Annotated in this window: 18 protein-coding genes; 2 read left to right on the top strand and 16 right to left on the bottom strand. The window is 70.0% G+C overall.

Features of this window, described 5'->3' with window-relative positions; translation table 11 throughout:
* Positions 1-282: a hypothetical protein gene (locus tag DVS28_RS02545; protein ID WP_114590058.1), complete on the bottom strand. Its 282-nt coding sequence runs from the start codon at positions 280-282 to the stop codon at positions 1-3.
* Between the two features lie 119 nt (positions 283-401).
* Here DVS28_RS02545 and DVS28_RS02540 point away from each other — a divergent pair, with 119 nt between their 5' ends.
* The gene (locus DVS28_RS02540) at positions 402-1,232 is read left to right on the top strand and encodes an NAD kinase (protein ID WP_216826348.1); all 831 of its coding nucleotides are present in this window, start codon (positions 402-404) and stop codon (positions 1,230-1,232) included.
* 21 nt (positions 1,233-1,253) lie between these two features.
* On the opposite strand, the gene DVS28_RS02535 is transcribed toward DVS28_RS02540, so the two are convergent.
* The 8 genes from DVS28_RS02535 to DVS28_RS02500 all read right to left on the bottom strand — a co-directional run bounded on the left by DVS28_RS02535 (position 1,254) and on the right by DVS28_RS02500 (position 10,477).
* On the bottom strand, positions 1,254-2,666 hold the full coding sequence (locus DVS28_RS02535) for an LVIVD repeat-containing protein (protein WP_114590057.1): 1,413 nt from the start codon (positions 2,664-2,666) through the stop codon (positions 1,254-1,256).
* A 57-nt stretch (positions 2,667-2,723) separates the two neighbouring features.
* A complete protein-coding gene (locus tag DVS28_RS02530; protein ID WP_114590056.1) occupies positions 2,724-3,038 on the bottom strand; it encodes a hypothetical protein in 315 nt (104 codons plus the stop codon).
* A 175-nt stretch (positions 3,039-3,213) separates the two neighbouring features.
* Complete coding sequence (locus tag DVS28_RS02525) at positions 3,214-4,503, bottom strand: Glu/Leu/Phe/Val family dehydrogenase (RefSeq protein WP_114590055.1); 1,290 nt, start codon at positions 4,501-4,503, stop codon at positions 3,214-3,216.
* Between the two features lie 39 nt (positions 4,504-4,542).
* A complete protein-coding gene (locus tag DVS28_RS02520; protein ID WP_114590054.1) occupies positions 4,543-6,036 on the bottom strand; it encodes an FHA domain-containing protein in 1,494 nt (497 codons plus the stop codon).
* On the bottom strand, positions 6,033-6,854 hold the full coding sequence (locus tag DVS28_RS02515; RefSeq protein WP_114590053.1) for a serine/threonine-protein kinase: 822 nt from the start codon (positions 6,852-6,854) through the stop codon (positions 6,033-6,035). Before DVS28_RS02515 ends, DVS28_RS02520 begins: the two co-directional genes overlap by 4 nt.
* A gap of 60 nt (positions 6,855-6,914) precedes the next feature.
* Positions 6,915-7,370, bottom strand: coding sequence for a hypothetical protein (locus DVS28_RS02510; RefSeq protein WP_114590052.1), 456 nt, complete (start codon positions 7,368-7,370; stop codon positions 6,915-6,917).
* Between the two features lie 12 nt (positions 7,371-7,382).
* Entirely contained in the window at positions 7,383-8,975 is a 1,593-nt protein-coding gene (locus DVS28_RS02505) for a hypothetical protein (protein WP_216826347.1), read from the bottom strand.
* A gap of 122 nt (positions 8,976-9,097) precedes the next feature.
* Complete coding sequence (locus DVS28_RS02500; RefSeq protein WP_164709840.1) at positions 9,098-10,477, bottom strand: cation:proton antiporter; 1,380 nt, start codon at positions 10,475-10,477, stop codon at positions 9,098-9,100.
* A gap of 185 nt (positions 10,478-10,662) precedes the next feature.
* On the opposite strand from DVS28_RS02500, the gene DVS28_RS02495 reads away from it, so the two are divergent.
* Positions 10,663-12,318, top strand: coding sequence for a hypothetical protein (locus DVS28_RS02495; protein ID WP_114590050.1), 1,656 nt, complete (start codon positions 10,663-10,665; stop codon positions 12,316-12,318).
* A gap of 27 nt (positions 12,319-12,345) precedes the next feature.
* Here the strand turns inward: DVS28_RS02495 and DVS28_RS02490 are convergent, their stop codons facing one another.
* The 7 genes from DVS28_RS02490 to DVS28_RS02460 all read right to left on the bottom strand — a co-directional run bounded on the left by DVS28_RS02490 (position 12,346) and on the right by DVS28_RS02460 (position 20,639).
* On the bottom strand, positions 12,346-12,960 hold the full coding sequence (locus DVS28_RS02490) for a PH domain-containing protein (RefSeq protein ID WP_164709839.1): 615 nt from the start codon (positions 12,958-12,960) through the stop codon (positions 12,346-12,348).
* 30 nt (positions 12,961-12,990) lie between these two features.
* Entirely contained in the window at positions 12,991-13,719 is a 729-nt protein-coding gene (locus DVS28_RS02485; protein ID WP_114590048.1) for an SGNH/GDSL hydrolase family protein, read from the bottom strand.
* On the bottom strand, positions 13,719-15,782 hold the full coding sequence (locus tag DVS28_RS02480; protein WP_114590047.1) for a CHRD domain-containing protein: 2,064 nt from the start codon (positions 15,780-15,782) through the stop codon (positions 13,719-13,721). Before DVS28_RS02480 ends, DVS28_RS02485 begins: the two co-directional genes overlap by 1 nt.
* Before the next feature lie 39 nt (positions 15,783-15,821).
* A complete protein-coding gene (locus DVS28_RS02475) occupies positions 15,822-17,390 on the bottom strand; it encodes a GMC family oxidoreductase (protein ID WP_114590046.1) in 1,569 nt (522 codons plus the stop codon).
* 104 nt (positions 17,391-17,494) lie between these two features.
* Positions 17,495-18,130, bottom strand: coding sequence for a TetR/AcrR family transcriptional regulator (locus DVS28_RS02470; RefSeq protein ID WP_114590045.1), 636 nt, complete (start codon positions 18,128-18,130; stop codon positions 17,495-17,497).
* A 133-nt stretch (positions 18,131-18,263) separates the two neighbouring features.
* Positions 18,264-19,442: an aromatic ring-hydroxylating oxygenase subunit alpha gene (locus DVS28_RS02465; protein ID WP_114590044.1), complete on the bottom strand. Its 1,179-nt coding sequence runs from the start codon at positions 19,440-19,442 to the stop codon at positions 18,264-18,266.
* A gap of 54 nt (positions 19,443-19,496) precedes the next feature.
* Entirely contained in the window at positions 19,497-20,639 is a 1,143-nt protein-coding gene (locus DVS28_RS02460) for a hybrid sensor histidine kinase/response regulator (RefSeq protein ID WP_164709838.1), read from the bottom strand.
* Positions 20,640-20,691 lie beyond the last annotated feature (52 nt).

The following is a 20,691-nucleotide window of genomic DNA, read 5'->3' as shown; positions in this document are numbered from 1 at the left end:
TCAGGCGGTGTTGAGGATGGCGTCGACGGCGATCGAGCCGCCGAACAGCAGGATGGCCAGCAGGCCTGCGGCCGCGCCGAGGGTGGCCATCTGCCTCCCGAGGCCGCGGGTCTTCCCGACGTAGAGGCCGACCACTCCCGCGATCAGCCCGGCGAAGGCCAGGATCGGGACGTTGTCGGCCATCCCCTCGGGTCCGGGTCGCAGCACCCCGAGGGCGGCACCAGCCGACAGAGCGAGGGCCAGCAGGCCGAACGCGGCCGACGGTAGCTCGTCGCTGTCCATCTCCGAACCCCCATCTCGACACGCTGCCGAGCTGTCGATGTCACGGTGTGCAGGAGCGAATCTACTCCCTCGGGATGCAGGTCCCTCATCGGTGGGACGGATCTGGCAGGCTTGGCGACGTGGCCTACCCGACCGGACCCCAGCACGCCTCGATCGATCCCGATCCCGATCGCCCTCCGGCCATCCCCGAGGCGATCGCCTTCGTCGCGTCCGGGGCGAAGTCGGCACAGGAGGCGAAGGTCGAGCTGGTCGACCGCTACGGCAACGTGCCGCCGGACGAGGCCGAGGTCATCGTGGCCCTCGGTGGCGACGGCTTCATGCTGGAGTCCATGCACCGCTACATGGCCCTGCAGACGCCGATCTTCGGCATGAACCGCGGGACCATAGGGTTCCTGATGAACACCTACGAGGCCGAGGAGCTGCCCCATCGGCTGGCCCGCGGACAGCACCAGACCCTCCGTCCGCTGCGCATGACCGCCAACTCCGAGGGCGGCAACCGGCTGGACGCGGTGGCGTTCAACGAGGTGTCGATGCTCCGGCAGGAACGGCAGGCGGCGAAGCTCCGGCTGTTCATCAACGACCGGGAACGCATGGAGGAGCTGATCTGTGACGGGATCATCGTCTCCACGGCGGCCGGGTCCACGGCGTACAACCTGTCCGCGCACGGGCCGATCATCCCGATCGGGTCACCGCTGCTGGCCCTGACCCCGATCAGCGCGTTCCGACCCCGTCGGTGGCGGGGTGCGCTCCTCCCGTCCACGGTGAAGATCCGGGTCGAGGTCAACGAGCGGTGGAAGCGTCCGGTCAGCGCCGTCGCCGACCACAACGAGGCCCGCAACGTGACCGACGTGGAGATCCGCGAGGATCCCGACTCCTACGTGGAGCTCGTGTTCGACGCCGACCACAACCTGGAGGAGCGGATCCTCACCGAGCAGTTCGCGTTCGGCTAGGACCCGCCGGCCGGGTGCACCTCAGCTGGGAAGGGGGCAGCCGAAGCCGGTGTACCAGTCCTCGAGGAACGCGGGCCGCTGGATGATGGCGCGCTCGAACCGGACACCGGGCACGGTGACCATCTCGGTGTCGTCGGGGTCGACCTCGTCGTCGTAGGTGATGACGTCCACACCGCGCTGGTAGTCCGCGGTCAGCACGGTGTCGTCGTCGACCCAGTAAGCCGCGGACGTCGAGCCGCCTGCCGGGATCAGCCAACCGGTCTCGGTGATCTGCCCGTCGTCCTCGACCTCGAGGAACCGCACGCCGTACTCGTACCAGCCCATCGCCAGCAGGCCACCGTCGTGGAAGCCCCCCGGCTGGGTGGTGAACCAGTGGGTGCAGTACTGGCTGTAGGGCGAGCCGCCGTCGACGAACGTGCCGGGGCTGGGCTTGTACTCGTCGCCTGCACCGTTCGCCGGGTCGAAGGTCATCTCCACGAAGTCCGCGTTGCCGTCGGGAACGGTGTCGGTGTCGACGCGTTCCCACTCCATGGTCATGAAGGCGCCGTCACCCTCGTCGCAGGCGAACGGCAGGGGCGCGGTCTCGCCACCGACCAGCACGAAGCGGTCGAAGGCATCCCAGTCGGGTTCCCAGCCCTCGACGTTGGGGTCCGCTGGGTTGGCGGGCAGGTCCCCGTGGTAGGGCCAGAGGTTGGCGTGGACGAACCGGTTGTCGGTGAAGCTGCCGACACCGATGACCTCGGGTGTCTCCGGGGTGGTGCGCACGTCCAGCAGGAACATGGGGTTGGAGGAGGTGAGCAGGATGCCGGGCACGACCTCGGTGACGTCGTGGGTGGACCTGCCGAAGCTGTAGCCCTGGGCCGCGACCGCGTCGTCCCACCGGCCGGCGTCCCGCGGCGCCGTGGGGTCGGTCAGGTCGATGATCGCGCCCGCAGAGCCGTAGGCCCACGTGCAGTCGCGAGCGCACTCGAAGGTGTGCTCGTCCATCCCGGACAGGGTGCCGATGACGGTGGGCTGGCCCCCGAGGTTGTCGTCCAGCGACACGTCGACGACGTTCAGCCGGATGGACGGTGTCAGGTCCCCGAACTGGCCGACCAGCGCGATCTCGCCGTTGGAGGGCACGTCCTCCTCGGTGAAGTAGTACTGCTGCGGGATCGAGACGAATCCCTTGGGCACGGGCAGCGAGGGGTCGCTGACGTCGTAGACCGTCAACCCGTTCTGGTCGGTGACGAACAGCTGCTCACCGACGACCCGAGCGCCGGCCGAGCCGGAGTTGATCGGGATGTTCAGGTCCAGGTTGGTGTTGCTGGTCCCGAACCACGCCGGACCGACCGTCCCGATCAGCGGGCCCGCGGTGGCGGTCACCGGCCCGGTGACGATGGCGAGGAGGAGGGCGACGAAGCTGCCGAGCAGGCGGGCGCGAAAGGTGGTCATCGAGCGGGTGGTTCGTCATCCCCCGGGCGATCTCCTGCCCGGTCCTCGGCCAGTCCGTCAGGCGGCTGCGTGTGACGGCGGTGCGGCCGAGGGGATGTCGAGGTCGGCAAGTGCCCGGCCGACTTCGACGGTGACGGCCTGCGCGGAGATGTGCAGGCGCATGTCGAGTGGTTCGACCTCGGTCTGCTCCGCCAGCATCCGTTCGACGGTGTCCCCGAGCGCCTTGCGCATCGACGGGACGGCCCAGCGGGTCACGGCGCGGTCCAGCAGCGTCGCCGCGGCCGCAGGACGGCGGGCGGGATCGGACGGGAGACGTCCCCCCAGCACGTCTCCGCTGCCGTGTCGGGTGAGGTCGGCGGCGGGGCTGCGCATCGGAGAGCCTTTCGGTCCGGGTCACACCGCGGGGAGCGGTGGGTGTCTACGGGAGCTACAACGACACTCCCCGATACCTGTGACTCCCGAACCTCCGATTTTGTTGCGGGATGTTCGCCACGCGAAAGAACCTCGTGCGCCGGAGGGCACACGAGGTTCGTTCGACGGCCTTGGCTCAGCGGGGCGAGAGCGGGGCGTAGTCGGCCTTGTGTCCGGTGGCATCGACCGCACCGCCGATGCGCTCCAGCGCCTGGGCGTAGGCGGCGACGCGCAGCGACACACCCCTCTCCTCCGCGAAGCCCCAGAGGCGTTCGGCCTCGGTGACCATGCGTTCCTGGAGTCGGCTGCGGACCTTTTCGGCGGTCCACGCGTACCCCTGCCGGTTCTGGACCCACTCGTAGTACGACACGGTGACGCCACCAGCGTTGGCCAGGACGTCGGGCACCACGACGACTCCCCTGTCGTGCAGGGCGTGGTCGGCGTCCGGGTCGATCGGGCCGTTGGCCAGCTCGACGATCATCTTGGCCTTGACCGAGTCGACGTTGTCCATGGTGATGGCGTTCTCCAGCGCCGCCGGGACCAGCAGGTCGACGTCGAGCGCCAGCAGCTCGTCGTTGGTGATGCGATCGTGCTCGACGACCTCGCAGACGGTGCCCTCGCAGTAGACGCCCTTGAGGGCCCTCGACTCGCGCTTGGTCTTCGCGACCGACGGGATGTGCAGGCCGTCCGGCTTGAAGATGCCGCCCTGTGAGTCGCTGACCGCCACGACCTTGTAGCCCGCCGCGTGCAGCAGCTCGGCCATGGTCATGCCGGCGTTGCCGAACCCCTGGACGGCAGCCGTTGGCGGGTCGCTGTCGAAGACCTTGCTGCGCAGCGCCTGGGTGACGAAGAAGCCCCCGTCGGCAGTTGCGGTGTCGCGGCCGAGGGAGCCACCCAGCGCCAGCGGCTTGCCGGTGATGACGGCGGGGATGCGACCCCGCTCGATGATGGAGTACTGGTCCACCATCCAGCCCATGATCATGGCGTTGGTGTAGACGTCGGGGGCCGGGATGTCGATGTCGGGCCCGATGGCGTCGTGCACCCCGTCGATGTAGCCCCTGCTGAGCCGTTCGAGCTCGGCGGTCGACATCTCCTTGGGGTTGACGATCACCCCACCCTTGCCGCCGCCATAGGGCAGGTCGACGACCGCACACTTGATCGTCATCCAGAACGCCAGCGTCTGGACCTCGTCCAACGACACCTGCGGGTGGAACCGGATGCCGCCCTTGGCCGGGCCGCGGACGTCGTTGTAGCGGACCCGGAACCCCTGGAACGTCCTCAGCGACCCGTCGTCCATCCGGACCGGGATGGAGACGGCCAGCGCGCTGCGCGGGTGGCGCAGCCGCTCGACCGTGTCCTCGCTGACGTCGGCGTGTTGCAGCGCCTCGTCCAGGATCCCGGTCGCACTCTCGAACAAGTCAGCCATCGCGGCGTCCTTCCCTCATTGCGGCCGGGACCCGACGGATCAGGACGCGGCCTGGTTGATCTGGTGATGCGACTCGAAGGTCATCACGCGCTTGCCGAACGCGATCCGTGTTCCCGGCGCGATCTTCTCCGGCGTGTCGGCGACGAGGCGCTTCCACTGCTGCCCGTTGCGCGGCAGGACGTAGGTGCCGTTGGCCGAGCCACGGTCGACGACGAACACGTCCCAGTCGACCAGCGTGATCTCGGCGTGCACGCGTGACAGGGACCGCTCGGCATCCTGCAGCTTCAGGGGGCGGGCCTGGTCCGCCTCGACCTTGGGATCCCGCTCCGGCTCGCGGCCGACCACGTAGTCGCTGTTGAGGGTGAACGTCGACCCGTCGTCGGCGACGACCACACCGAGCGGCGGCCGGGGCCGCTGGACCAGGACGTGGGTCCGGTGCAGCATCGAGACGCCGGTGACCGCGCAGAACAGCGCGTCGGGGTGGTTGAAGTACCCGGCCGGGGAGAGCACGCCGAGGACCAGCGGCGCGCCGTCGTCCTCCACCTCTTCCTTCGGGGTCTCGGCGCTGAGCACGGCAAGCGGTTCGCGCTTGGCCTCGGCACCGATGTCCATCAACGACACGCTCTCGAACGGGACGTCCTCCTCGGGCAGCTCCTGCTGCTCGGCGGAGGGCTCACCGTCGGCATCGCGGTTGGGCGCCTGGATCAGCGTCGGCGGCTCGTCGTCGTGGGCCATGCCGTCGGGTACGGGCGTCGGGGCCGGTGCGGGCGCTGGGGCCTGCGCAGCCGGCTGGGCCGGCGCCGGCGCGGGGGCCGGCGGCTGCGCGGCGACCGGCTGCTGCACGGGGGTCGGCTGCTGCACGGGCGCGGGCTGCTGCACGGGCGCAGCCATCGGCTGGACGGGTGCAGGGGCGGGGCCCGGGGCCGGGTGGACCGGTGCCGGTGCCGGTGCGGGCGCTGGCGCTGGCGCGGCCTGGGCAGCAGGTTGCGCGGCCGGCTCTGCAGCCGGTTGGTCCGCACGTGCCCCGACCGTGGGCCGCGACATCTCGGCACCGTCCAGCAGCAGGGTGGCACCGCTGCCCGGGACCAGGCCCCCCTGGAAGCGGAAGCGGTTGTCGACCTCGCCGACCTCCTCGCCGTCGGGCAGCAGGGTCATCGAGGCGAAGCCGCCATCGATGATCCGGTCGACCCAGGTGGAGGCGTCGAATCCGGACAGGCGGGTGCGTCCGCCGTCCTGGTCGACCTCCAGCGCGACCCCCTGGTGGAGGATGACCGCCCAGCCCCGCTCGTTCGGCGCACAGGCACCGAAGGGGGGAACGTCGTCGGGCTCGGCCTGGCTGAGGATTCCGACCAGCCGTCGGGCCATCTGGCGGCCGGGCAGGTCCTGTCCTTCGCAGGCCTCGCGCATGGCATCCAGCAGGTCCTGCTGCACACCGTCGCTGCCCCCGGGGAGGATGGCCATGACCCCCGCCCCGTAGCGGGCCACGATGCCGTTGCCCTGCCGGATGATGACGTGCACGCCTTCGTCGCTCATGCGTTGACCAGTCCTTCCACCTCGTCGAGGTCATCCGCCAGTTCCTGGGCGGTGCTGTACCGCTCCATCCGGTCGGCGGCCAGACAACGTCGGAGTATCGCCTGCACCGGTTCGGGCAGGCCGTCGCCCTGCACGTCGGGCGTGGCCGTCATGATGTGCCGCAGGGCGGCGATCAGGTTGGACTCGGGCAGGTTGGCGAACACCCCGTGCCCGGTCAGGCCCCAGTGCAGCGTGGCACCGAGCGACCAGATGTCGGATGCCCGGGCCGAGGTCTCACCGCGGACCAGGCCGGGTTCCATGGTGGCCAGCGAGGACACGCCGAGGCCCGTCACCGTCTGGCCCGGCGAGACCACGTGGGCCAGGCCGAGGTCGGCCAGCACGCCGGTGCTCTGGCCGGTGAGGAAGACGTTGGCGGGCTTGATCTCTCGGTGGACCATGCCGGCCTCGTGCAGGGCGTGGGCCCCGCGGGCGGCGTCGGCCATGACCTTGACCACGTCGATGGGGTTCATCTCGCCGCGCCGGCTGGCCAGCGATCCCATGGGGTAGTAGGCCATCGCGAGGTAGAGCCGTTCGCCGTGACGGCCGACGTCGAACATGGGTGCGAGCTGCTCGCACCCCGACGCGGCGGCGGCGTACACCTTGACCTCCTCGACCACGCGCTCGAACTCGGCGTGGTCGGTTGCGCGGTCGAAGACCTTCAGGGCCACCGGTTCGGCGCCGCCCAGTCCCAGCCGCTCGGGTGGCATCGCCTTGTGGACCTGCCCGTGGCTGCCCCCACCCAGCGCCTCCATCGTCTGATATCCGGCGATAAGACTCATCACTGCTCCCTCGACGTCGTGCCCGGACGCGCCGTGGCGGTCCGGACGATGGCCGCGACCCTACACAAAGCGGCCACCCTCGAAGCGCCACCTGATGAAGAAGATCCTGTGCGGGCCGTTGATCCAGGTCCACGTGACCAGCACGGTCGTGATGAACGACCAGAGGAACGGTCCGGTCCCCACGCCGCTGTCCCCGCCGCCCATGCCGCTGCCGGCGATCAGGCCGAGGAAGCTGGAGGACACGATGAAGAAGACGAGCGCGCCCTCGGGGATGAACTGGAACAACCCGAACATGATGGGCCAGTCCTTCTCCCAGCGCGTCTGCTGCAGCGCGTGCCACAGCAGCTCCCAGAGGATGCCGAGGCCCGCGGTCCACAGCAGGACCTGGATGGTCGCCCACCAGTTGTCCAGCCAGCCACCGTCGAAGAACAGGACGAGGAAGGCGTTCCAGATGGGGCCGATGACGAGCAGCAGGAACAGCTTGCTCTGGATGCGGCCGTTGATTGTGGGAGTCATGGTCGTGACCTCCTAGATGGTCTTGTTCCGGGCCCACTTGAGCCACTGCGAGAAGCTGCGCCCCGGGCCGATCCGCGAGCAGAACCCCTGCTTCTGGAGGTCCAGGTAGATCTGCTGGGCGGTGTACTGCAACCCGAGGAAGGAGTCCACACCGCCGTAGTAGGAGCCTGCGGTGGACGCCCCACCGGCATACATCTTCCCGGCTCCCGACCGGGTGCCCCTGATCTCGAAGCTCGGCTCGCAGTCCAGCCGGCCGATCACGTTCTCGCCGGCGCCGCCGTGGTCGAGCAGGTCGGCCAGGACACGGTGGTCGCGAGGCGAACCGACCAGGCCGGTGCAGTCGATGATGTAGCGCACGGCGATGTCGGTGACCGACCCGTCCTGCCCCTTGACGGTGGAGACCACCGACTCGCCGTCCGGTCCGGGGACGACCTTGTCGACGGTGCCGACGTGCTGTCGGTAGAAGCCCTGCTGGAGGCCGCGGTCGATCTGCTCGCGCCAGTCCTTGCGACGCGGAGTGTGGGCGCCGCCACCGATGTAGTCGATGAAGTCCTTGCGTTCCTGGCCTTCCAGCTCCAGCAGCTTGAAGCGGTGCTGGCCACCCCAGGAGGCCTTGGTCACGTTGAAGCCCTGGTAGGCCCAGCCGTGCCGGACCTCCTGCTTGCCGCCGCCCCACTTCTTGTCGATCTTCGGCTGCGTCCGGTAGGTGCGGAACAGGTGCATGATCGTGGTCTGTGCACCGTGGTAGTCGCGGTCGTCGACGAGCCGCTGGAGGATGCGGCTGGCGACGATCCCGGCACCGCGGATCATGACCACACCGGGCCGCCGCTTGAGGTCCTCGTAGACGTGCTCGTGCGGTTCGTAGGCGTTGACGACGGTGCGGTAGTCCTCGTAGGTCTCGCGGTAGGCCTGCAGGTCGCGCAGGTACCGCAGGCCGGGGTAGCCCACGGAGAGGTGCACGAAGTGGCTGCGGTAGGCGATGCGCTTGGTGCGGGTCGTGCCGGTCGGCGGCGTGAGGATCGTGAAGTACCCGCCCTCCTGGCGTCGGCGGACCATGCGGACCTGCCCCTTGGCGAGCATGCCCTGCCAGCGGATCCGGGCCGCCTCGCGGTCCATGGAGGTGAACACGTCACCGGCACGCGGGGTGTAGAAGTCGTCGATCACCGGTTCGGTGAAGACGTTGATCCAGGGCCGCAGGCTCTTGTCGTTCCAGCCCTCGCGGATCGCGTAGCCGGGGAACCCCCAGATGTTGTCCGGAGTAGCGGCGGAGTCCGACCGCAAGCGCTCCTTCGACGGAATCTGTGAGTTCTTGCACAGGAACTGATACGTCTGGTACGGCCGGTCGATGTTGGTGAGGACCTTGATGTTCTCCAGCGGGACCCCGGCGATCCGCAGGTAGTCGGCCATGACGAAGGATCCGATGCCCCCGCCGACCGTGACGAACGGCACGTCGTATATGGGGATGCCCGCATCGGCCAGCATCTGATCGGTCCACCAGTCCGTGGCGATCATCTGATCGGTCAGGTCACCGCCGCCGGGCCCGCCGCCCTGGACGGGCTGACCGCTCTGCGGGTTGAAGGTGATCGTTTCGCTACCGTCGACCATTGGAAGTTGCCTCTCTCCAGCCGGTGTGTCGCCCCTCTGCGGAGACGCCTCGAAAGATAGAACGCGAGTGGCCCTCAAGGGCGGACAAACCGGTGACGAACCGGCGAGAGGGGGTCGCCATGTCAGACCGCGACCTCCTCGGACGGCACGCGGTTGAAGCGGTCGAACAGCGGACCGGTCATCGCGGTGGTGATCAGGGCCATCGTGACGGCGGCGACGTTCATGACCGGGCTGATGACCTGTCCCTGCAGTCCGACCAGCCCCACCACCAGCGGCAGGAGGCCTCGGCAGTTCATCAGGATCCCCAGGAGGTTGCTGTCACGTCCCGACAGGCCGGCGACCTTGCCGAGCGCCGCCGCCCCACCCCACTTGGCCACGATGCAGGCCACCACGAACACCAGCAGGCCCGGGATGGCGTCGACGCTCAGCTTGGTGAAGTCGGCGTTGAGGCCGGCGAACGCGAGGAAGATCGGCAGGAGGATGACCGCGACGGTGTCGAACAGCTCCACCGTCATGTCACGGATCAACCCCTGGCGAACCGGCAGGACCAATCCGGCCATGAACCCGCCGACGATGACGTTGATGCCGAGGATGTGGGCGACCCACCCGGACGCGAACACGAGGATGAGGATCCAGGCGAACATCCCGTGGGACAGGGCCTCCCCGGCACCTGCCGGCGCGAACTCGTCCACTCCCGACCACGTCTTCTTGGCGTTGATCAGGCCGATCTTCTGGGCGCGTGCTTCGTACGGTTCGCCGACGTACCGCTCCAGCAGCGGCCGCACGACCACCATCATCACGACCAGGTACAGGACGGCCAGGCCGATCTTCCCCGCCAGCGTGCCGGTCGACGTTCCGGCCGAGACCCCCGCGGCGACGGCCACGAGCATGAACATCAGCACGGTGACCACGGCGGCCGAGGCCACCCCGATGGCGGCCAACGGGCTGGCCGACAGGCCCTTCTCCTGGAGGATGCGCGCCATGACCGGCAGCGCGGTGATGGAGATGAACGCCCCGATGAAGAGGGCGAACCCGGTGCTCGACACCGTGTCGACGTCGAAGACGAAGGTCTCGTTGTACAGGATCGGGCTGATCAGGAACCCGATGGCGACGGGCACGGCGACCACGCCGACGGCGACCGTGGTGATCTGGGCCGCCTTGCCCTTCAGCAGTCGGAAGTCCAGCTCCAGGCCGACGAGGAACATGAACAGCAGGAGGGCGAGCTGGCCGATCCCGTTGAGGACCGCACGGGCCTGCGGGGGGAACAGGCAGGAGGTGATCGAGGCGGGCTCGATGGCCGCGCCGGCCGCGTTGGTCAGCGACACCCCACAGGCCAGGAACTCCGGCGGCGAATCCAGCCCGAACAGGGTCGGGCCGAGCAGGCTGGGGCCGAGGAGGACACCAGCGATGATCTCGCCCACCACAGCCGGTTGTCCGACCTTCTTCGCGGCGAGGCCACACAACCGGGCAGCGACCAGGATCACCGCGATGTCGAACAACAAGAACGCGACTACTTGCCCACCGGTCAACATGTTTCGCGCTCCCTCTCAGCGGCGATGTGGAGGCGGAAACGTATCGCAGGTGGGTCCTGTCGTGCATCGCACTTCGCCATGCTGTCACCGCTTCGTTCTGGGCCGTCCGTCGTAGGGTGGTCGCTGCGTCGTCCACGATCCCGAAAGGCGCCTGCATGACTCGGAGGCATGGCCAGCGGACACGCCGCCGCGTCTCCACGGGCGTGCTCGTCGGGGCGCTGGTCGTGGCGACGGGTCTGGCAACCGCGTCGGAGCCGCCGACCCCGGGTCGGCACGACGAGCACAGCCGGTTCACCGACCAGTCCGAGGGGTTCCCACCCCAGCCCAGGGATGCCACGAACGTCCGGTTGCTGGCGTCGGACGCAGCCGAAGTCCGCGCCGGGGACCCGGACCCGTCGGCGGTGGGGGTCGCACTCGATGACCCGCAGGTCCGTGCTGCGGCGGGCGACCGGGTTCAGGTCGTCGGAACCGAGGCCGTCGGGGTGAAGGGCGAGGTGCCGGGGGCACTGGTCGTCACGCTGTACGGCCACGACGTGGCCGCGTCGGTGCTGGCCACGGTCGTCGACAACACGGTCGTTGCCGTGGAGTCGATCCCGGCGGAGGAGTGGCAGCCACCGATGACCGCCGAGGAACGCCTCCGCGCCGTGGACATCTCCCGCGACCACTGGCTGGCCGAGGGGTACACGCGGGTCACGGACCTGCAGGGCTACACGATCCATGCGCTGCGGTCCGACGGTCGGCCGTACCCCACACGCATGGCCTACACGACCTTCCACGCCGACGTCGACTCCCGTCCGGAGCTGGTGGCGTGGGTCGACCTGACCTCGGGGACGGTGACCCGATCGCGGGTGGAGGCTGCTCCCCAGGACGGCACGAGTGCCGCCCCGTCACCGCGCAGCGCCGGGGTGGACGCGGTGGAGCACCGTGGGCACCGCGACTGGAACGGGTGGTCGCTGGACTTCGACCTCAGCGGCCGCGACGACGGCATCTCGTTGTCCTCCGTCACCTACCAGGGCATCCCGGTCTTCGACCGGGTCAGCATGCCGGCCATGACGGTGTTCTACGACCACCCGCCGGGGACCCGGCCGGAGGACACCTGCGGGCCGTTCGTGGACCGCCTGGGGCTGACCGGCGGGCTGACCCCGGTGTACTGGGCCGACGACGCCGAGGTCGTGATCCGCGAGTTCGAGCAGCTCGGGGAGACCTGGCTGGAGTTCGGGATCCTCGACACGCTGGGCAACTACGTGCTGTACCAGAGCTGGTACCTGTCCGCGGACGGGCAGCTGGACGCCCACACCTTCGCCAAGGGCCTGCAGTGCGAGTTCGACCACGTGCACTACCCGTTCTGGCGGTTCGACGTGGACCTGGCCGGCCCGGAGGACGACGTGATCACCCGCCGGCTGCCGTCGGGGGAGCTGGAGGTGCTGGACAGCGAGTTCGACGCCCCGGCCGATACTGCGGTCGACCACGAGTGGGCCGTGACCGACACGGTGACGGGTGACACGGTTCGCCTGGCGTTCGACGACGGCTCGTGGAACGTGGCCGGTCAGGTCGTGCCGGAGGAGCTGTACACGACCAACGTGGTGTCGGGCCGCGTGGTCGACAGCCGCGAGCAGGGGGCATGGCGTCTCCCCGCGCTGGTCGACCTCGGCTACAACGACGGGGCCCCGCTGGAGGGGGCCGACGTCTCGTTGTGGTATCGCGGCTTCCTTCCCCACACCGCCGAGGAGGGCCCGGAGCTGTGGCACTCCACCGGCGTGCGGATGCAGGTCGAGCTGGCCCCCCGGTACTACCCGCGCCGGCCACGCTGACGCCGACCCCCGGCGGTCGCTGACCCGTTACTGGCCCAGCAGACGGGCTTTCTGGGCCTGGAACTCCTCCTCGGAAATCGTCCCCTGGGCACGAAGCCGCTCGAACTTCGTCAGCTCGTCGGCCACCGAGACGCCCGCGCGTGCGGCGCGCATGTCGTCGCGCTCCTTGGCCTTCTCGATCTCGGAGTAGATGCGGTTCTCCACGATCGAGGGGTTGAGCACGTCGGAGAACGCCTGGTTGCCGGTCTCGCCCGCGGACTCGATGCGCAGGTCACCGACGCGCAGCATGCGTTCGACGACGGTCTGGCTGAACGCCACGTTGGTGATGCGCTCCAACGGGATGTTCTGGCCCTGCTTGGACACCACTCCGGAGCGGTAGATGACCCGGTCCGTGGTCAGCACGAAGTGGGTGCTGCGCCACACGATCCAACGCCACACGAACCAGACGAGGGCGAGGGCCAGCGGAATCGCCGAGGCGATCTCGAACACGGTGTCGACTTGGTCCACGACCACGACCACGACGACGACCAGCGCCAGGGCGATCACCAGCAGGGCGAAGGGCCCGAGGAAGATCCGCCAGTGCGGGTTCAGGTCCAGCACCACGGACTCGTTGTCGTTCAGGAGCTTCTTGGGGTACGCCACGGCGGGCACGATACCGCCGACGGCCCACCCTCAGGTGAGCCGGTCCACGATCCATCCGGCGATCGTGGGCGTGGCGGTCGGTCCGGGGTGGAATCCGTCGGGGCCGAAGTCGCTGGCGGGCGTCCCGATCTCGACCACGTCCACACCGTGCTCGGCCAGCCACCCGGCCTGCGCGCGTCCGACCCTGCCGGTCAACCAGCCGACCAGCCGTCGGAGTGGCTGCGGCAACGCAGGGGCGTACCGCAGGTCCGGGGCACCGACGAGGACGATGCGGGCGTCGGGGGCGGCCGCGCGGATGGCCCGGACCATGTCGACGGTGTCCTGCCGGATGGTCTGCAACGGCCGTCGCTTCAGCCCGTCGTTGACCCCGGCGGAGACCACGATCACGTCGGGGGCTGGCTGTGGTGGCGGGACCAGCTGGCCGGCGACGTCGACGGTCGTGTGTCCGCTGACGGCCCGTTGCTCGACGACCACGGACCGGGTGGTGGCGGCCGCCAGCTGTGATGCGACCTGTCGGGGCAGCGTCAGGTCGGGGTCCTGGATGCCGTCACCGGCCATGGCGCTGTCTCCGAGGGTCAGCAGGCGGAGGGGCTCGGCATCGGTCGCGGCGTCGAGGGGCTGCACCAACCCGTCCAGCTCGTGGGGCAGCCGCAGCCGTCGTGCCGTGCGACGGGCCCCGACGACCCCGACGACGTTGCCGATGGCACCCCCGACGAGCAGTCCCGGACCCAGCAGCAGGGCCAGCCGCCACCGTGGCATCAGGTGAGCTGCCCGCGGATGGCCCCGTCCGGGAAGTCCTCGGTGTGGACGTTGGCGTAGTGGCCGGCAGGGTCGTCCAGGATCGCCTGGCGAACGGCCGGATCGACGTCGCCGTCGCACCGGGCCGAGCTGCTGCCGACCCCCAGCGCGATGGGATGCACGACCCCACCGGACTCGGTGGCCGACCCGGCGTGGATGTGTGCGCCGACCACGGGCGTCTCCAGCCCCTCCCATTCGATGGCGTAGCACAGCTCGTCGGCGATGCCGGTGTCGTACAGGGTGAAGGATCCCGTGGCGTCGGGGTGCCCCGGGCCCGGCACCTCGTTGGCGCCGAAGAGGGCCGCGAAGGATGTCGCTCGAGGGAGGAACACCTGCCCGCGGATCTCCCCGGCGGGGTTCAGCTCGGTGTGCACGTTCAGGTAATGGGCAGCGGGGTCCGCGACGAGCGCGGCAACCGCGGCGGCCTGCTCGTCCCCACCCCTGGTGCAGCCGACCACCCGGCCGTCTTGGCCGGCGACCGGCTCGAGGTTGACGGGCACGGCGACCGGACCGGGCTCACCGGGTGGGGCGAGGTGCACGTGGGCCGCGACGATCGGGCCGGACAGGTCCCACACCTCGGCATCCACGCACAGCGCATCCGCGCCGGCGTCGGAGCGCCACATGCGGGCGACGCCGGAGGCTGCCGGTGTGCTCGGGTCGGTCTGGACCTCCTGGTCGACGTCCATGACGGCCATCAGGGGTTCGGCGAGGTTCGTCCGCCCGTTGGCTGCCGTGGCCTGGCCGCACAGGTCGGTGGTCAGCGTCGGTCCGCAGATCACGGGGCCCCGGCGGAACAGCACCTCGACGGTGTCACCGGGCAGGGCCGCACGGCCACCGTCGGCCAGCACCAGGCCACCCGGCGCGTGCAGCGCGGCGGCGAACCCGCTGGCCCATGCCGTGTCGCCGAATCCCTCGACCACGGCGACCCCGACGGAATCCGGGAACGCCCCGATGAACGACGCCGCCGTGGCGGTGCGGGTGGGCCCTTCCGCCCGGAAGACGGTATGGGTTGCGGCCAGGTCCTCCTCGACCGCGGCGGGCACGGCGGCGGTTCCGCCGATGATGGTGATCCGTTCGACTCCGTGCTCGACCAGCCACGTCCGAAGTCCGTCGTCGACGGTGTCACCGACCAGCAGCACGGGCATCCCCTGGGCCGCACCCAGCGCCCCGGCCCCGAGCGAGTCGGCGAAGGCCGCCGACCCCTCACCGAACGCACGGGCCAGCAGGACCTCGGGAATCGTGTCGCTGAGGACGAGGTCGGCGACTGCCCGGGCGGTCTCCAGCCTGCTCGGGCCACCGGCCCGCTCGACGGTCTCCACGACGTCACCGAGCGCCTGCTCGACGTCGGTGCTGACGGCCGCCTCGAGGCCGAGGACGATCACCCGGGTGACGCCCAACCGCTGCAGCTCGTCGGCGACCCGCGGGTCGAGGGTGTCGCGCGGCGTCAGCAGCAACGGCGCATCCAGCAGGCCCTGCCCCGTGCCCGACGCGAGGGAGTCCGCGAAGCCGCCCGCGGTCCCCACGAAGGCCGTGGTCGCGCCGCCGTCGGGCAGGCGCGCGCTCCACGCCAGCGCAGTGGCGACCGGGTCGGTGCCGTCCAGCGGCCCGTCGGTCGGCGGCTCGCTCGGCGGGTCGGTGGCCGGCGGTTCCGTCGGCTCGGGGTCGACCGGCCCCTCCCCCTGATCGACGACCGTGACGGTGCCGTTCTGGCGGTCGCCGTCGGGTGTGGAGTGGATCCTGCAGTAGTACTCGAAGGTGCCCGTGGCGTTGAAGGTCACGTCGTAGGTCGTGTTGGAGGTCTGGGTCCCCGAGTCGAACCGGCCGTCGTCGGCGGTGACGGTGTGGGTGCCCTCCACGAACGTCCAGCGGACCACCTCACCGAGCTCGATGGTGACATCGGCGGGTTCGAACGCGACGTTGACCACGTCCACCTCGGCCGCGGGCTCCTGCGCAGCTGCTGGGACGGCAACCATGCCCCCCAGCAGCAGCGATCCGACGAGGAGGACACGGGCCGCGAGCGTCATGGGGAACTTTCGGTAGGAGGGGTCTGTCGGGTGTTCGGGTCAGGCGGCGCCGCGGATGGCGTCCACGGCCTTCTCGGCGATCATGATGGTCGGCGCGTTGGTGTTGCCGCCGATCAGGTCGGGCATGACGCTGGCGTCGACGACGCGCAGGCCGTCGAGCCCGTTGACGCGCAGCTGGTCGGGGTCGACGACCGCGTCCTCGTGGGTGCCCATCGCGCAGGTGCCGACCGGGTGGTAGATCGTCTGCAGCTGCTGCAGCGTCGCCTGGCGGATGTCGTCCTCGCTGGTGGCGCTCGGCGGCGGGATGATGCGGTTGGCCCGGAACCGGTTGAGCGCGGGTTGCGTCAGGACGTCGTGGATCATGTGCCAGCCGGCCATCAACGTCTCGAAGTCGCTGGGGTCGTCGAGGTAGTTGGGTTCGATGATCGGTGCCCACCGTGGGTCCGGACCCTTCAGCTGGATGTGGCCGACCGACCTCGGGCGCAGCAACCCGGACGAGCACGTCAGGCCATGGCCGTCGGGTTCGCGCAACCCCTCGTCGGCGAAGACCGCCGGGGCGAAGTGCAGCTGGACGTCGGGCATCGACAACGACGGGTCGGTGCGGATGAACCCGCCGGCCTCTGCGACGTTGCTGGTCAGCGGCCCCTTGCCGCGCAGCAGGAAGTTGGCCAGGTGGTGGGGCGCATCGGCCCCGAAGAGGCTGCCGCCCGGTGCGGCGAAGATCGGGCCGGCCATCACGTGGTCCTGCAGGTTCTGCCCGACCCCCGGGTGGTCCGCGACGACGGGGACGCCCACGTCGACCAGGTGATGGGCCGGACCGACGCCCGAGAGCATCAGCAGCTGTGGCGAACCGATGGCACCGCTGGCGAGGATGACCTCCCGTGCCTCGACGTGTTCGACCCGCCCCTGCCGACGCACCTCCACGCCCGTGGCACGCGCGCCGTCGAACGTCACCCGGTTCACGGGAGCGTCGGTCCAGACCTCCAGGTTCGGACGATCCCGCGCCGGGGCCAGGAAGGCGTCGGCGGCGCTCCACCGTCGGCCGCGGTGCTGGGTCAGCTGGTACATGCCGATCCCCTCCTGCTCCGCGCCGTTGAAGTCGTCGTTCAGCGGCAGGCCCGCGTCGGCGGCCGCCTGCAGGAACGCCGGGGTCATGGGGCGTGGCGACACCTGGTCGCTGACGTGCAGGGGGCCGCCACTCCCGTGGAACCGGTCGTGCTTGGAGGCGTTGTCCTCGCTGCGAACGAAGTACGGCAGGACGTCGTCGTAGCCCCAGCCCTTGCACCCCCAGTGGTCGCGCCAGCGGTCGTAGTCGCCGCGATGGCCCCGGATGTAGATCATGGCGTTGATCGAGGACGACCCGCCGAGGACCTTGCCGCGGGGCCAGTAGACCCGGCGGTCCAGCACGTGCTTCTGGGGTTCGGTGTCGAAGTTCCAGTCCCAGCGCGAGCGGTACAGGCTGGGGAACGCCGCGGGGATGTGCAGGTTGGCGTTGGTATCGGGCCCACCTGCCTCGAGCAGCAGCACCCTCGCGTCCTCGTCTTCGCTGAGGCGACCGGCCAGCACACAACCAGCAGACCCCGCGCCGACGATCACGTAGTCGTACATGCACAACCCTTTCGGCCCGAACGGTGGCCGTCACCCTATACCCCGACCAACTCCTCCAGCAGGGCCGTGGTCGCCGATGGGACCCAGTCGGCGGGCCCGCTGACCTAGCGCGGGACGAGTCCGTGCAGGGTCAGCCCCAGCACGTGATCTGCGGTGGGCCCTGCGGCCTCGTGCGGCCGGCTCATCACGCGCAGCAGGAGGAGGTTGAAGATGCTTGCGGCGGCATCACTGGGGTCGACGTCATCACGAACGTCGCCGTCGACCACCGCCCGTTGGAGGTGGTCGGCGAGCACCTTCGGCAGGTCGAAGACCCGTCGGGGGTCCTCCGCGTCGTCGGCCGGCGGGCCGTGCCGGAAGGTGTAGGAGGCGGCAGCAGCCAGGACGGTGGACGCCAGCGCCCGGTTTCGTACGAACAGGTCGGCCGTGCGCCGGACGAGCTCGCCGACCGCATCGATGCCCGACATCGCCGTGGCGGCGGTGTCCGCCCAGTCGAAGACGCCAGGGCCGGCAAGCCGTCGCAGGACGCTGGCGGCGAGCACGCCCTGGGAGTGGAAGTGCTCGTACACCGTCGACTGGGCCACACCGGCCCGCTTGGCGAGCGCCGACATGGCCACGGTGGGCCATTCGCCCCTGGACGATGCGACGTTGTCGAGCCGGGCCCACTCCTCCTCGGCCGCGTCGAGGATGCGTCGGCGCGTCGCCTCGGTCCGTGACCCACCAGCTGCCCCACGCCCACCCATGCGTGGCGAGACTATCGGATTCGGAGCAGGTTCCACTTGCTCCGCTCCGAGTAGCGCGACATCTTGGTCGTGGGGTGGGCACCCGGGGCCGGCAGTCCGAGACGGCCGGCCCCGGACACACCTCGTGCCCCGGTCACTCGGCTGCCTCGCGTGCCAGGACGGCGTCGATGCTCGCGTGGAAGTTCTGCAGGGCTGGCTCGTTGCGACCGAAGACCATCTCGTGCATCAGGCCCGAGGCGATGTTGCGCTGGATGGCCTCCTGCTGCTGGAAGTCCTCGGTCAGCACGACCTCTGCGGTGAAGTCCAGGTTGCGCTGGAAGAACGCCCTGGAGCGGTCGCCCTCCGGACCCTCCGGGATCCCGTCGGGGGTGTAGAACCGCAGGTGCACGCGGCAACGGGACGGGTCGCTGGGGTGCGGATAAGCCTGCCACACCTCCGCGTGGCCCGAGCTCGGCAGGTTGATGACGGCGTTGGGGAACAGCTGGTAGACGACCGAGGAGTGGCCGAGCAGGTCCCACTCGTCCTCGGGCAGCTCGGCGACGGTGCGTGCGAGCTGCTTGCCGAACACCACCCCACGGCCGTGCGGGCCGAAGGTGTCACCCACGGCGGGGGTCGACAGCAGCCCCTTCCCCACGGTGCGGCTGTGCAAGGAGAAGATGTGATACGCCTCGAGGAAGGTGTCGTAGGCCAGCTTCCAGTTGCAGTCCACCTCCACGACCCGCTCGTCGAAGAAGCGGTAGCGGTCGAAGTCCCAGCTGGCGAGCTCGTCGTGGACCCCGCCGAGCCAGTCCTCGACGTCCAGCGGGCCGGTCGCGCCGGGGGCGACGACCAGCAGGCCGGCGACCTCGGCGACGGGGATCGGATGCAGCCCCAGCGCCTCGCGATCTTCCCCCGCGAAGCCGTCGCGGGCCAGCGGCTGGCCGAGGAGGTCACCGTGCAGGTCATAGGTCCAGGCGTGGTACGGACAGGTGAACACGCGGCCGGCGTGGCCGTGCCCCTCGGCAACACGCGACCCTCGGTGGCGGCAGGCGTTGAGGAACGCGCGGACCTGGCCGTCCTCACCCCGCACGAGGAGGGTCGGGACGTCGCCGACGTCGACGGCCACGCAGTCACCGGTGTCGGGCAGGTCGCCCGACAGCGCGGCCACCAGCGGCCGGCCCCGGAACAGCAACGCCCGCTCGGCGGTTGCTCGTCCCTCGTCGACGTAGACGCCCACGTCGTGGTGGCGGGTGTCGGGTGCCATGTCGGTGGTGCGGTCGGCCCGCAGCTTCAGGAAGCGGTGGATCAGGTCGACCTGGGCTGAGTGACGCATCTCGGCAGACAGTAGTCATCCCGGCGGTTCCTGTGAACCCCCTCGGTTGCGGGCTCACGCTCGGGCATCGCCCTCACCGGGACGGCGACGGGGGAACGTGAGGACGATGTCGAGTCCACCCCGGTCGTTGTTCCTGGCGATGACGGTGCCGTTGTGCCGGGTCATCACCCCCCTGACCGACGCCAGTCCGAGCGCTGCGTGTCCCGGCATGGCCGGGGGGCGCTCGCCGAGGCCGAAGATCGTTTCCAGCTGCGCCCGGGGCACGCCCGGCCCGTTGTCGGAGAAGACGATTCGTTCGCCGTCCGGTACCAGCTCGGCACGGACGCGGATCCTCGGCTGCGTCCCCGGGGTGCAGTGTCGGATGGCGTTATGGAGGACGTTGAGCACGACCTGCCGCAACGACGCCGGCTGGCCCCAGACGTCGGGCAGGTCCTCCAGCATGATCGACGCACCCGACTCGACGAAGTCCTCGTGGAGCATGTCGTGGGCCCACGCCACCATCTCGGTGACGTTGATCCGGCTTCGCCCGCTCGTGTCGGCGATGTCGACGAGCATGGCGTCGAGGGCCAGCAGCGATCGGTCTGCGACCGCCGCGAGCTCGTGACGGAGGCGCTGGCGGACCTCCTCGTCGATCTCGTCGCGGTCCAGCGCCTTGGCGTAGCCCCGCATCGCCACCATCGGGTTCCGCAGGTCGTGGGCGATCTGCTCGACCATCTTGCGCAGCTGGGTGTTGCCGCCGAGGATCGCCCGGTTCTGGGCCTCCAGCGCCGTCCGGAACGCGGCTCGTTCGACGGCATGGGACAGCACGCGGGCCAGGACCTGCGGCGTGGTGACATGCACCTTGTCGAGCACGTCGTCAACGCCCAGGCGAAGGGACTCGCGGACGAGTCGATCGTCGATGCTGCCCGACACGACCACCAGCGGCGGCACGTTGGGGTGCGCCAGGAGCCGGCGTGGCGCGTCGAGCGCCCGGGCATCGGGCAGGTGCAGGTCGACCATCCCGACGTCGAAGTCGAGGGACCACTCGAGCAGGTCCATGGCCTCCGACAGGCTGGTGGCGATCTCGACCTCGAACCGGTCATCCGGGAGCATCCCATGGGCGATGGCGGCGTCGGTCAGGCTGTCCTCGACCAGCAGCACCCTGGAGCGATCACGAACACGCGGCGAGGGGTCCGCACGCGCATCGGATGGCTCCATCGGTCGGGCTCCTGACTCAGTCGGGAAGGCGAGCCTAGAGCCACACGGTGCA

The sequence above is a fragment of the Euzebya pacifica genome (assembly GCF_003344865.1).
Taxonomy (GTDB): Bacteria; Actinomycetota; Nitriliruptoria; order Euzebyales; family Euzebyaceae; genus Euzebya; species Euzebya pacifica.
The sequence above is the reverse complement of the archived record's forward strand: the minus strand, read 5'-3'. Positions and strand labels throughout refer to the sequence as shown.